The sequence below is a fragment of the Neohoeflea coraliihabitans genome (assembly GCF_019334345.1).
GTDB classification, from domain to species: Bacteria; Pseudomonadota; Alphaproteobacteria; order Rhizobiales; family Rhizobiaceae; genus Pseudohoeflea; species Pseudohoeflea coraliihabitans.
In genome coordinates this window covers 182029-194881 of the sequence record NZ_JAHWQX010000003.1, presented here as the reverse complement: position 1 = coordinate 194881, position 12853 = coordinate 182029, and the positions used below count along the sequence as shown (strand labels likewise).

The window sequence follows — 12853 nt, the reverse complement described above, 5'->3', positions numbered from 1 at the left end:
CGCCGCTTGCTGCGAGCCCGCAAAACATCTAGGACGGCGCAAAGTCACCCAAGCAGCAATGAACGGTTCCGAGCATGGCCAAGATCGACGAAGCGGCGCTGGCCGAAGCCTATAACCGCGCCCTCAAGCTGGAAAAAGCAGGCGATCACGATGCCGCCGCCGCGGCCTATCAGAAAGTGCTTGCGCTTGATCCGGAGGATCATGGCGGCGTCGCGGTGCGGCTTGCCAGTCTCGGCCGTGGCGGCACCCCGCAGCGCGCGCCGGAAGCCTATGTCACCACCTTGTTCGATCAGCATGCCGAGGTTTTCGACAAGGTGCTGGTCGAGGATCTCGGCTACCACGTGCCGCTTCTGCTGCGCCAGCGCCTCCTTGACCTCGGCCTCGGTCCCTTCGACCGCCTGCTTGACCTTGGCTGTGGCACCGGCCTGACCGGCGGCGCGCTCGAAGATATGGCCGACGATGTCACCGGCGTCGATCTTGCCGAGAACATGGTCGAGATCGCCCATGAGAAGGGCCTGTATGACACGCTCTATGTCGCCGAGGCGGTCGATTACCTCGAGGACAATGACGATGAGCCTTTCGATCTCATCGCCGCCACCGACGTACTGCCCTATCTCGGCGACCTGACGCCGCTGTGCCGCGCCGCCGCCGCAAATTGCCGGCCGGGGGCGCTGTTCGCCTTCTCGAGCGAAACCCTGCCTGACAACGTGATGCAGGGCCGCGCCTTCATGGTCGGCCCCTTCCAGCGCTTCGCACATGCATCAACCTATGTCGAACAGCAGCTGGCCGCCGCCGGCTTCGCGCTGCTTGAGGCCGGTGACATCATCGTGCGCTACGAACAGGGTCAGCCGATCGCCGGCCACCTCTACCTTGCCCGCTTCACCGGCCCCGACGCGGCATGAGGCCAGGGTCCTGTTCCTAGTCGGGCTTCGGCGTCAGCCGCCATGTTCCCTTGACATCCTTGACCGGACCGGTCGGGATCTCGATCGCTTCGACCCGCGCCCAGCGCTCCGCCATGTCGCGGTAGTGGCGTGAGAACACATTGCCGGACTGGCCCGTCGTCTGGATGAAGGTCGAGCGGTTCAGGTCAGCGAGATCGTAAATGCCGCGAAAGCTCGCCGCATGCGTGTTGGTGTAGGGCTGATCCGCATCGTTCAATGTCGTCTGGCCACGATCGAGCGTGAACGGCCCGCCCTGATGCGGCACGCTGACATCGAAGAAGCGCGCCAGGAGGTCGACCTGCGAGAACGGCCGGTGCGCGCCGCGCGCCGTGTGGACCTCGGCCCAATCCCAGGCTTCTATGTCCGATCCATAGCGGCGCTTGAGATCGGACAGCGCGTTGCCCAGCGCCAGCTGCGCAGTGTCGGCACAATCCTCACGCTGATCCGTTCCTGTGCGATCGCACCAGTCGCGTGCCGCGCTGCCGTTGAAATTGCGCTCCAGCGTGTCCGGCCGAATTTTCAGCCAGTCGTCAAAGGCTGGTCCGAGATCATCCGCATAGGTCTCGATCATCATCTGCCGCGCCCAGCCCATCATCAATAAAGGCTCGGACCGGCCTGCCGCCATCCTCCCGTCCCAGCGTTCGAGCCGGCGCAGCACGCCCTCTTCTTCCACAGTCAGATCAGCATCTTGCAGCAATTGGGTGAATCGATCTCGCAGCCGCACCAGTCCCGGCGAATAGACATCCGCCTGCGCCTCGCGCGACAGTTCCGGCGTGTGCGGCGCCTCTGCATCGATAATCAGCGCATCGACGCGCTCCTGGCGGAAACCCCGATCCCAGTCATAGGTCAGGAAATGCGGATAGGTTGCCGAAACAATCTTCGTGTTCGCCGTGCCGATGGCGCCTTTGTCCGGGTTGGTCTGGCGCGGCAGTTCCGCAAATGGCAGATAGCCCTGCCAGTCATAGATTTCATCCCAGCCGGGCACCGGCGCCCGCCCTTCAACCAGGTTGCGCGGATCTCGCACCGGCGCCCGCCCGGGTGCGATGAACCCGATATTACCGTCTATATCGGCGACCACCATCGACTGCATCGGCGTCAGGAACGGCTCCATCGCCGCCTGGTAATCAGCCACACTCTCGACCGTGAACAGGCGCGGGCCGGCATTGGCCGTGGTGTCATCATGCGCCAGAGCCACCCATTGCAGGGCCGCCACGCTGTTCTCCGGCAGATAAGCCGCGATGTTCTTGTAGCTTTCCGGCAGGACCGGACCGTGGCGGGTCCAGCGTCGCGTGAAGACGACGTCCGCCCCCCCTTTGACCTTGATCGTCTCGCGCGCCGAACCGAACGCCGCCCAGCCTGTCGGCGTCAGATACTCCTCCGGATTATCGGGGTTGACCCGCTCGATGAAGATGTCCTGCACATCGGTGGCCGTGTTCGTGTAGCCCCAGGCGGCAAAATCATTGCGCCCGAGGAAGACGAACGGCGCTCCGGCCAGGCTGGCGCCGACAAGATTGCGCGGAGCACCGAATTCCTCGGTCACTTCAAGATGCGCAAGATACCAGATGGAGGGCGCCGTCAGTCCAAGATGCGGATCATTGGCCACCACAGGCTTGCCGGACGCCGTGCGCGCCCCGCCGACCACCCAGTTGTTCGAAGCCCGCTCGGCGGTGATCTCGTCGAAGAATGCTCCGACCGGCGACAGAGACGCATTCTGGCCATCCTGGGCCGTGCCCTTCTGCAAGGGTCCCGCATCAAGTCCGAGCAGCTCGGCGAGTTCGGGAAGCGGCGGCGGCGCGTCCGCGGCAACCGGCGGCATCAGATCTTCGATCTCTGCTGGCGTCAGCCCGAGCCGCGCAAAGCTCAAGCGCTGCACCTCGTGGCCGACATTATTGGCCAGCGAAACCGACATCATCTTGATCGTGATCAGCGTATCGAGCGGCGACCACGGTTCCGGCGCCACGCCGAGAATGCTGAATTCGATCGGCAGCGGCGCGGCGAATGTGCGCCCGTCTTCGGCAAGCCAGGCATTGACGCCGCGCGCGTATCCCTCAAGCATGGCCTGCGTCGGCGGATCGATCACCGCCAGAGAGCCCTTCGCCGCCTTGTCGATCGCCATGGTGCGCAGCCAGCGGTCGGTACCGATGGTCGCCGCGCCGAACAGCTCGGACAGACGGCCTTTGCCGGCCATGCGGCTGACATGCATCTGCCAGAGCCGGTCCTGCGCATGCGCGAAGCCGAGACCGGCAGCCGCATCCGACGCGTTTCCAGCGCTGATATGCGGCACCCCTTCACGGTCCCGCGTGATCGTCACCGGCCCCGCCAGGCCGGCGATCTGCACTGCCCCGTCCCGTTCCGGCAAGGCCCGTGAGAAATAGAGGAACGCCGCGCCGGCTGCGAGCAGAACCACAGGCACGAGAACAAGCAACCCACGGGCCAGGCCTTTGATGATCCTGCGCATTGGTTTATGTCCCCCTGAACGGTAAAAAACTCCCGGCGGTTGCATCATGCCGCCAGGAAGGCAGTTGTGGCAGAAGGACAGGCAGAATGGCAACAGTCGCATTCATTGGATTGGGCGTAATGGGCTACCCCATGGCGGGACATCTCAAAACGCGCGGCGATCACACGCTCCGGGTCTACAACCGCACCGCCGCCAAGGCGAGGCAATGGGCGGAGGAATTCGGCGGCACGGCCTGCGAAACACCGGCCGAGGCGGCCGAGGGAGCCGAGTTCATCTTCACCTGCGTCGGCAATGACGATGATCTGCGATCCGTCACGCTCGGCGACAGCGGGGCCATTGCCGGCATGTCCGGCGACGCCATCCTGATCGACAACACCACGGCCTCCGCCGAGGTGGCACGGCAACTGGCCGAGGCCTGTGCAGAAAAGGGCTGCGGTTTTCTCGACGCGCCGGTGTCCGGCGGTCAGGCCGGTGCCGAGAACGGCGTTCTGACCGTCATGGTCGGCGGCGAGCAGGCGATCTTCGATCGCGCCCGGCCGGTGATCGACACCTATGCACGCATGGTCGGGCTGATGGGGCCGGTCGGCGCCGGTCAATTGACCAAGATGATCAATCAGATCTGCATTGCCGGACTGGTGCAGGGTCTTGCCGAAGGCATCCATTTCGGCAAACGCGCCGGTCTCGACATCGAAAAGGTCGTCGAGGTCATTTCCAAGGGCGCCGCCGGCTCCTGGCAGATGGAAAACCGCCACAAGACCATGAATGCTGGCGAGTATGAGCATGGCTTCGCCGTCGACTGGATGCGCAAGGATCTCAAGATCGTGCTTGATGAGGCTGGCCGCAATGGCGCGCGTCTGCCGGTCACCGCTCTTGTCGACCAGTTCTACGCCGACGTCCAGGCCAATGGTGGCAACCGCTGGGACACCTCGTCATTGCTCACCCGCCTCGAAAGCGGAAAATAAGGCGGACGTTCAGTTGGCTTCCGGATTGCGGTATTGCTCATTGACCAGGCCGAACTCGGCAAGCAGCCGCCCGATCGCCACCTGCAGATGGTAGAGCCCGATTGTCGCGGACCCGGTGGCCGCGCCAAGCCGCACGCCGCGAAACGGCGATGCCGCGAGCAGGGCCAGCGACTTGCCGACAATCCTGAGGCGCGATCGCCAGCCGGGCGCCTCGCGCCGCTCGATGATCGCCGAGATGGCGCCATTGCGCAGGCTGCGCGCATTCAGCCAGGAAAATTCGGCGCGCCGGCTCGGCACCGTTTCCAACACCTTCGCTTCCGCACTCCAGGCAAAGCGAAAGCCCGCCTTGCGGCAGCGGCGGTAAAAGTCGCTGTCGCCACCGCCGATGAAGTTGAAGGCGGGATCGAGAAAAGGACGCGGCATCGCCTCGATCACCCGCCGGGCGATCAGCACATTGCCGGAGGAATACAGGATCGGCACCGGCCCGCTTTGCGTGTAGTGCGGCTGAAAGGCCGGATGGCGCGCCCATGGCGAGAGCGCCGGATCGTCAAAGACCGGCACCTGCGGCCCGCCGACCAGATCGGCGCCGCTCGCCGCCGCGACGGCGCGCAGATTGCCGAGCCAGCCGGCATCCGCAAGTTCGTCGTCATCGAGAACAGCCAGTTGGCGACAGCCGGGAAAGGCCTGCAGCGCTGTCTCCCAGCCGGCATTATACGCATGACAATTGCCGCGCCGGTGCGCGACGACCACGAGGCCCCCCGCCACAGCCGCATCGGCTGAGAGTGCCTCGAACCAGCGCCGCGCCGCGTCGGCGCCGGCCCGGCCCTCGGCATCGTTTTCCATCACGATGACCGCAAAAGGAGCAACGCCCTGCTGCCGCGCCAGCGAATCGAGTGTGGCCACCAGATGCTCGGGGCGGCGGAAGGTCGGGACCGTCACCACCGTCTGCGCGCTCTCGGCCGCCAAATGCGCCGATCGATAGGCGATGGTGACATCGGCAGGCATGGCAGCTTTGGCGGCGATCTCTGGCATGGAGCGATCTGGCCAGAAAATCTTAAAGATTGCCTGAAAGTCCGGGCGAAACATCTCGCCGCACCGTTAACGGCAATTTCAGTCCCGGCGCCGATGATCAGGCGGCCTTTCAACGTGGCCGGGTGTCATGCATATCGTTTTCGTCACATCGCTGGTTCCGGTTGCCGAGCCCCGCTCGGGCTATGACATCGCCAACCGGGTCATCGTCGATGCGCTGCGCGCGCTCGGCCACCGCGTCTCGGTGCTTGGTTTCCTGCAACCCGGCAACACCCCCGCCGAGGCCGCGCACACGCGGGTTTTGCGGGAACTGGAGGTCACCAATGCGCGGGTCGGACGAGGCCGCAAACTCGCCTGGCTGAGCCGGGCACTTCTCCGCGGTGAGCCGGTATCCGTGACCAAGATGCATGCCGTCAGCCAAAAAGATGTCGCCGCGGCTTTGGCTGCGTTCGGCCCCTATGACCTCCTGTTTCTCAATTCCGTGCAGCTGCCGGGCGCCTTTCTCGACCTGTTCACCGCCCGCCCCTATCTGTTCGTCGCCCACAATGTCGAAGCCCGCTCCGCCCGTGACAACGCGTCAACCGCCTCGAGCCCGCTGCGTGCGCTGCTTTTCCGCCGCGAGGCACGCCTGCTCGCCGCACTCGAGAGCCGGCTGTGCCGCGATGCCGGCTTCGTTTTCACGCTTGCCGACGCTGACCGGCCGGTCCTCGGGGTCGACAGCGAGACCCGCTCCGCCACCTTGCCGCTGGTCACCGCGATCGAGCCGCCCCCGGCCCCCTCGCCGCGACAGCCGCGCTATGATGTTGGCCTCATCGGGTCGTGGAGCTGGGCGGCCAATCGCGCCGGCCTCGACTGGTTTCTCACCGAGATCGCGCCGCGCCTGCCTGCGGATTTCAGCATCGCAATTGCCGGGGATCTCGAAGACCGGCCCGCATCCATCCCCGCCAATGTGCAATTTCTCGGACGCGTGCCGGACGCCCGCGAATTCGTGCGCTCCGCGCGTGTCATTCCCCTGATATCGCGCCTTGGCACCGGTGTTCAGCTCAAGACGATCGAAACCTTCGAAATGGGCCTGCCCTCGGTCGCCACGGCCAATGCGTTGCGCGGCCTGACCACGCGCCCGGACAATTGCACCGTCAGCGATGATCCCGCCGCCTTTGCGGCGGCGCTCGTGCACACCGTCACGCAAGCGCGCGACAACAGCATTGACGATCGTGACGGCAGGGCCTTTCACCAGCGCCAGCTCGACGGTCTTCTGGCCGCGTTGAGAACCGGAATTGAGCGGGTCGCCGCGCGCGCCGAGCGCAGCGAAAAGCCCAAAGAAGAACCGAGAGAAGACCACGCGGAGAGCGCGCCGCCGGACATGCTTAACAAAGAGTAAATCGCCGCTTAACCGCTCCGATGCTTTCCCGGTGCGTTGCCCGCTGCACCGTGCTATCTCGGATGCTGACATTGCATTTCCCTGCGCAGCACACTCCGCGGCGCCCCTGTTTTTTCATGAGCATCTGTTGGACCGGAATTAACTTGTTTTTCGTCATTTGAGCGACGCGACCCCTTCGAAGGTGACTGGACATGACGCAGCCCGTATCGACCTTGGATATTCTCGGCATCAAGGTGCGATCGCTCGGCTTCGAGGAGGCTTTGGCCGACCTTGAAGCCACGCTGCGAGACGCCCCGGCGCAGCGGCGCATCAACTTTCTCAACGCCAACAATTCCAACCTTGCCGCCACCAATAAGGCCTATCGCGCTGTCTTGTCGCGCAGCGAGGTGCTGGCCGACGGGGTTGGGGTCGACGTCGCGGCGCAACTTCTCGAAGGGTGCAAATTTCCCGCCAATCTGAACGGCACCGATCTGGTGCCGGCCCTGCTCGTGCATCTGAAAGACCCGTGCCGCATCGCCCTGATCGGCGCCGAGCAGGCCGTCCTGGAGAAAGCCTGTGCCAATTTCCAGCAATTGGCGCCCTGGCATACCTTTCGCGCGCTCTCCGATGGCTATTTCGATCGCAATGCGTCAGAAAATCTGCTGGCCGAGCTGGCCGCATTCGAGCCGGACATCACTCTGGTCGCCATGGGCAGTCCCGCCCAGGAGCTATGGATCGACCAGCACTTCGAGCCGCGGCATGGACGTCTTGTGTTTGGCGTCGGAGCGCTGTTCGACTTCGTCTCCGGCAAGGTGCGCCGCGCCCCGTCGCTGATGCGCGAATTGCGGCTTGAATGGCTCTATCGTCTGTATCTCGAACCCTCACGCCTGTGGCGCCGCTATATCCTCGGCAATCCGGTTTTTCTCTTGCGCGTGCTTCGCTATAGACTGAAACGCCCAACGCCGCGTCCAGCTGCGACCGCCTGACGTCTCTTAAGAACGGACACCTTCGATGCGAACCGCCATTCTGACGCCTTCCTATGTCGGCGACTTCGACCGCTGCAAGCTGATGTGCGAGACGGTCGACCGCTTTTTCACCGGCGACTGGCATCATTATATCCTTGTCGAGCGCAACGACATCGCCCTGTTCTCGCAACTGGCCGGACCGCGCCGGACCATTCTCGGCGAGGATGCCCTGTTCCCGGCATGGCTGCGCTCCTATCCCGACCCGCTCGCGCGGGGTCGGCGGCGCATCTGGCTGAGCCCCTTTTCGCGGCCGTTGCGCGGGTGGCATGCCCAGCAATTGCGGCTTCTGGCAATGGCCCGCCACGTTGACGCGGATGCCTTTCTGACCATTGATTCAGACAGTCTGGTGGTGCGGCCCTACGATCCCGCCAGCCTCTGGACGGATGGGGACCTGCGCTTTTATCGCGTCGACAACGCGGCCACCACCGCCGCTTCGGGTCACCTTGCGTGGATCGCCCATGCCGGCAATCTGCTCGGCCTGCCGCGCCGGCCGGATCCGGCGCATGACTATGTCTCCACCTTCCTGCCCTGGCGTGTCGACACCACGAGGGCGCTGCTCGACCACATCGAGAAAACGACAGGCAAGAGCTGGCTGCGTGCCGTGACATCGTCGCGCGACATTTCCGAATGCATGATTTACGGCCGCTATGTCGATGAAGTGCTCGATGGGGCCGGGCACCGGAGAACCGACAAGTCCCTGGCGCATGTCCTGTGGACGCGCGAAGCCTTTCCGGAGACGGCGGAAGGACTGGCGGATTTCACCCGCGGCATCGCAGGCCACCATGTCGGCATCTGCATCCAGTCCTTCGTCGATCATCCGATCGAAGATGTCCGGCGACTTGCGGCAACCTTCTACGAGGACGACGGCGCTCAAGGCCGCGCAGCGGTCAGCTGATCTTTCAGAACGCCGCCGCTAAAACCCTTCGGCTGCCGTATCGACCAGAGAACCGAGCAGTGCATTGACCTCATCGCGCCCGGCGCCCTCGGGCAGCGTGCGATGGCCGATCGTCACCTCGCCGGGATTGCTGGCGTCCTCGTAAACGAAGATGACATAGGGACAATAGGCGATGTTGCCGATATCCGCCTCCATCGCCGTACGCGACACGACAGCCGAGCAGAAGGTGAAGAATTCGGCATCCTTGTAGAGCTTCTGCGTCGCGCCGACATCCTCCGCCGTGCGCTTCAGCATCTCCCCGAGAAAGCCGTGATAGTCGACCTTGTAGCCCTTGTTGATGATGGCATCGTTGACGCCTTGCGCGGCATCTTCGAATGACATCTCTGATGTCGTGACGCTGTAGACATCAGACCCTTCGGCCTGAACCGGCCCGATCACCAGCGCAAGACCGCCCGCCACCAGAGCGCCAAGCGCGGCTCCCTTGAGGGACGAAGTGCGTAGAAAGTTGGGTGTCATCACTGTTCCTCCCGACATTCGTCCGGCAACGCCCGGACACATTGAAACAATTGCATGTTCCAGCCGCGAAGAACAGTACGCTGATATCAGCCCGAATCCTTGCTCAGCACCATGTAATCGAGCGGCAGCTCGGTGGTGTACTTGATCTGCTCCATCGCAAAGGCCGACGACACGTCGCGGATTTCGATCTTGCCGATCAGCCGCTTGTAGAAGGCATCATAGGCCGCGATATCCGGGACGACGACGCGCAGCAGATAATCGACGTCTCCACTCATCCGGTAGAACTCGATCACCTCGGGAAAGTCGGCGATCACCTCCGAAAAGCGCTTCAGCCATTCCTGCGAATGCGAATTGGTGCGGATCGAGACAAAGGCCGTCACCCGCGTGTTGACCGCCACCGGGTCAAGCAGAGCCACCCGCCGGCGGATGACACCGTCTTCCTCAAGCTTCTGGATGCGCCGCCAGCACGGTGTCGTCGAAAGTCCTACCTTCTTGGCGACCTCAGCCACCGCCAGGGTGGAATCTTCTTGCAATAGCCGCAGGATCTTGCGGTCGAGACGATCCATGAGATCCTCCAATTATGAACCTGTTCCACTTAGCGCAGGAAATGGGAGCCCACAAAGAAATTATACCCTCAATCAGGAAGAGTACGAGTACAATATTCTAGCGCTCCAGCAGGGCCGCCACCCGGCGCTGCAGTTCCGGCACCACTTCCGCCTCGAAGAAGGGATGCCGTTTCAGCCAGCCGGAATTGCGCCAGGACGGATGCGGAACCGCAAAGACCGGCGTCGTGCGATCCGTCGCCTCCAATATGGCTTTCCAGTCCATCACCGTTTCGGTCAGGGTGCGGCGCTTCAGGGCCCCCAGGTGCCAGGCCTGCGCGTGGCTGCCGATCGCGACCACCAGCCGGATCTGCGGCATCCGGCGCATCAGATCGGCGCGCCATGTCGGTGCACATTCGCGGCGCGGCGGCAGATCGCTGCCTTTGGCATCAAGGCCGGGGAAACAGAACCCCATTGGCGCGACGGCAAAGTTGCGCAGATCATAAAATGACGCTTCATCGACCCCCAGCCACTGCCGCAGCCTTACGCCGGAAGGATCGGTGAACGGGCGCCCCGACGCATGCACCCGCGTTCCCGGCGCCTGACCGGCAATCAGGATCGGCGCCACGCTGGAGGCTTCGCAGACCGGCCGCGGTTCGTGCGGCAACATCCGCGATGGCCCACCAAGCGGCGCATCCCGGCAGATCCGGCAGGCGCGCACCCGGCGCAGAAAAGCTGTCAGTTCCTCGTCGACCGCTGTCATCTGGCTGCGCGATTTCCTCAGGCGCGGGCAGACGGCCGCGCCGAGACAGCCTGATACCAGCGCATCACATTGCCAAGATGTTCGGGCCGCCCGATCCGTGCCGGTTTCATGAATTCGAACGCGATCATGCCGGTGATGTCGGCGATGGAAAACGCTTCGCCGGCAACAAATTCATTCTCCGCCAGATGCGTGTCGAGAATGTCGAGAAAAGCCAGCGCCTTCGGCCGGTTGGCCTCACCCCACTCCGGCAGCTGCGGCACTTCCCAACCGGCCATCGCCGGATGGCAATGGCGGAAAGCCGCGGCGACGCTCGCCATGAAATGAAGCTCCAGACGACGGTTCCACATCTCGACCTGCGCCCGCCCGACCGCACCGCTGCCGAACAGTGCCGGCTCGGGCGTGATCTCCTCGAAATAGCGGCAAATCGCCACCGATTCGGTGATCACCGTCCCATCATCCAGTTCAAGCACCGGCACCCGCTGCATCGGATTGAGCGCTGTCATGTCCGGGCTCTTGTGCGCTTTTTCCGTCAGATCGACAGGAACAAGCTCGACCTTGATGTTCTTTTCGGCGAGAAACACACGCACGCGGCGCGGATTGGGCGCCATGCCGCCATCATAGAGCTTCATTCCGGTCTCCTCTTATCTGCCTGCTGGGTCGGTCGGCTCTTTTCCCATGCTTTCTTATTGCAGCACAATGGTGGCAACCAGCCGCGTGCGACGAAAGAATGATCGCCCGGCAGCGCCGGTGCAAAGGCCTTCTTAAGCATTCCCGCATATTTTAACCGGGACGGAATCCTGACGGAACGCGCGAGCACGAATGAGCCAGCCGGCCACCATATCCGACAAGAATATTGTCGACCGGACGCGGACCCACCGCAACGCGGCTGTGGTGAAGACCGTGCGGACGGCGCGCGACACCTTGCAAAACGGCCGCACCAGCAACACCGGCTTTGATCGTGAGATGCTGATGTTGCACGTCAGCGCCATCCTGCAGGGGGCGGCCGCACCGCCATTCCTGGTGATCATGACAGCGCTCGCCGGTCTTTACTTCGACGCGGCGCTCGATCTTTTCGCCTGGGCGTTCGTGACGCTTTGTGCCTACGCGGTCCTCCTGCTCAAGGCCCGGCGCGCGCCGCGGCACTTCGAGGACGACGCCGACGCCCGGCGCTGGCGCGGCCAGTTTCTCGGAATTCACCTGCTGATCGGCATCTGCTGGGCCATCTTTTCCGTGCGCGATTGCTCGGCGTGCGGGGGTGACACCTACGCCTACTACAAGGCCACAACGCTCGTCGTGGTCATCGCCGCCACCGCCATGGCGACCTTCACGCTGCGCTTCGCGCTGATCTGCGCTGCCCTGCCAAGCGTCGGCATCCTGCTCGTCCTGGCCCTGCTGCGCCCCGACCCGGCGCATTTCTCCGTGCTGGCCATGGTGGCAACGGCCACCGCACTGTTTCTGTTCGTCTCGCGCCGCTTGTATGATTCCAACGTCAAGATGCTGACCTATCAGAGCGAAAAGGACTATCTGATCGCCGAACTGGAAGTGGCCAAATCCGTCTCCGACGAAGCGCGGCGCCGGGCCGAGGAGGCCAACCTTGCCAAATCGAGGTTCCTCGCCTCGATGAGCCACGAGTTGCGCACGCCGCTCAACGCCATTCTCGGCTTCTCCGAGGTCATGGAAGGCGAGGTGCTCGGGCCACTGGAGAATGCGAGCTACAAGGAATATGTCGGCGACATCCACCGGTCCGGCCAGCATCTGCTCAACCTGATCAACGAGATCCTCGATCTCTCGCGCATCGAGGCGGGACGCTACGATCTCAACGAATCATCGCTCTCCCTCGCCGAGATCGCCGAGGATTGCATTGCCCTCGTCCAGTTGAAGGCGCGCAACAAGAACATCCGCATCATCGAGAGTTTTCAGGAGGGCCTGCCGCTCATCTGGGTGGATGAAAAGGCGATCCGCCAGGTCCTGCTCAATCTTCTGTCGAATGCGGTCAAATTCACGCCGCTTGGCGGCGAGATCACCGTCAAGATCGGCTGGACCGCCGGCGGCGGTCAATATGCCGCTGTCAGCGACAACGGGCCGGGCATTCCCGAAGAAGAGATACCGGTCGTGCTCTCGGCCTTCGGCCAGGGATCGATCGCCATCAAGAGTGCCGAGCAGGGCACCGGCCTCGGCCTGCCGATCGTGCAGGCAATCCTTGCCAAGCATGGCGGCGAATTCATTCTGCGCTCGCGCCTGCGCGAGGGCACTGAAGCACTCGCCATCCTGCCGGCCAACCGCATCATTGCCGGAATGGAAGCCGTTGCCGGCGTCCAGACGCCGGAGCAAAAAAAGCGCCGGGCTTTCGCCTGAATTCACG

General features: G+C 63.6%; 12 protein-coding genes. 6 read left to right on the top strand and 6 right to left on the bottom strand.

The genetic code is table 11. The annotated features are described in order from the left end of the window. The first annotated feature begins 74 nt into the window (after nucleotides 1-74). Nucleotides 75-902, top strand: coding sequence for a class I SAM-dependent DNA methyltransferase (locus tag KY465_RS12000; RefSeq protein ID WP_219201949.1), 828 nt, complete (start codon nucleotides 75-77; stop codon nucleotides 900-902). A gap of 16 nt (nucleotides 903-918) precedes the next feature. Here the strand turns inward: KY465_RS12000 and KY465_RS11995 are convergent, their stop codons facing one another. Next, nucleotides 919-3399: a penicillin acylase family protein gene (locus KY465_RS11995; protein ID WP_219201948.1), complete on the bottom strand. Its 2481-nt coding sequence runs from the start codon at nucleotides 3397-3399 to the stop codon at nucleotides 919-921. Between the two features lie 86 nt (nucleotides 3400-3485). On the opposite strand from KY465_RS11995, the gene KY465_RS11990 reads away from it, so the two are divergent. Next, complete coding sequence (locus tag KY465_RS11990; RefSeq protein ID WP_219201947.1) at nucleotides 3486-4361, top strand: NAD(P)-dependent oxidoreductase; 876 nt, start codon at nucleotides 3486-3488, stop codon at nucleotides 4359-4361. A 9-nt stretch (nucleotides 4362-4370) separates the two neighbouring features. Here KY465_RS11990 and KY465_RS11985 read toward each other — a convergent pair whose 3' ends face one another. Next, a complete protein-coding gene (locus tag KY465_RS11985) occupies nucleotides 4371-5393 on the bottom strand; it encodes a glycosyltransferase family 2 protein (RefSeq protein ID WP_255561637.1) in 1023 nt (340 codons plus the stop codon). Between the two features lie 127 nt (nucleotides 5394-5520). Between KY465_RS11985 and KY465_RS11980 the strand changes: the two genes are divergently transcribed. The 3 genes from KY465_RS11980 (at nucleotide 5521) to KY465_RS11970 (ending at nucleotide 8670) form a co-directional block, all read left to right on the top strand. Beyond that, nucleotides 5521-6771, top strand: coding sequence for a glycosyltransferase (locus tag KY465_RS11980; protein WP_219201946.1), 1251 nt, complete (start codon nucleotides 5521-5523; stop codon nucleotides 6769-6771). Between the two features lie 191 nt (nucleotides 6772-6962). Continuing rightward, nucleotides 6963-7736 carry a WecB/TagA/CpsF family glycosyltransferase gene (locus KY465_RS11975; protein WP_219201945.1) on the top strand — a complete coding sequence of 258 codons (774 nt, stop codon included), beginning with the start codon at nucleotides 6963-6965 and terminating at the stop codon, nucleotides 7734-7736. Nucleotides 7737-7761: 25 nt separating this feature from the next. Next, nucleotides 7762-8670 (top strand): DUF6492 family protein, encoded by a 909-nt coding sequence (locus KY465_RS11970; RefSeq protein WP_219201944.1) that lies wholly within the window; start codon nucleotides 7762-7764, stop codon nucleotides 8668-8670. An 18-nt stretch (nucleotides 8671-8688) separates the two neighbouring features. On the opposite strand, the gene KY465_RS11965 is transcribed toward KY465_RS11970, so the two are convergent. The 4 genes from KY465_RS11965 to KY465_RS11950 form a co-directional block, all read right to left on the bottom strand. Further along, the gene (locus KY465_RS11965; RefSeq protein ID WP_255561636.1) at nucleotides 8689-9186 is read right to left on the bottom strand and encodes a DUF302 domain-containing protein; all 498 of its coding nucleotides are present in this window, start codon (nucleotides 9184-9186) and stop codon (nucleotides 8689-8691) included. Nucleotides 9187-9272: 86 nt separating this feature from the next. After that, nucleotides 9273-9752, bottom strand: coding sequence for an Lrp/AsnC family transcriptional regulator (locus tag KY465_RS11960; protein WP_219201943.1), 480 nt, complete (start codon nucleotides 9750-9752; stop codon nucleotides 9273-9275). A 97-nt stretch (nucleotides 9753-9849) separates the two neighbouring features. Further along, complete coding sequence (locus KY465_RS11955; protein WP_219201942.1) at nucleotides 9850-10491, bottom strand: uracil-DNA glycosylase family protein; 642 nt, start codon at nucleotides 10489-10491, stop codon at nucleotides 9850-9852. Nucleotides 10492-10508: 17 nt separating this feature from the next. Next, the gene (locus KY465_RS11950) at nucleotides 10509-11120 is read right to left on the bottom strand and encodes a glutathione S-transferase family protein (protein WP_219201941.1); all 612 of its coding nucleotides are present in this window, start codon (nucleotides 11118-11120) and stop codon (nucleotides 10509-10511) included. Nucleotides 11121-11310: 190 nt separating this feature from the next. On the opposite strand from KY465_RS11950, the gene KY465_RS11945 reads away from it, so the two are divergent. Then, nucleotides 11311-12846, top strand: a complete 1536-nt coding sequence (locus KY465_RS11945; RefSeq protein WP_219201940.1) for a sensor histidine kinase — start codon at nucleotides 11311-11313, stop codon at nucleotides 12844-12846. Nucleotides 12847-12853 lie beyond the last annotated feature (7 nt).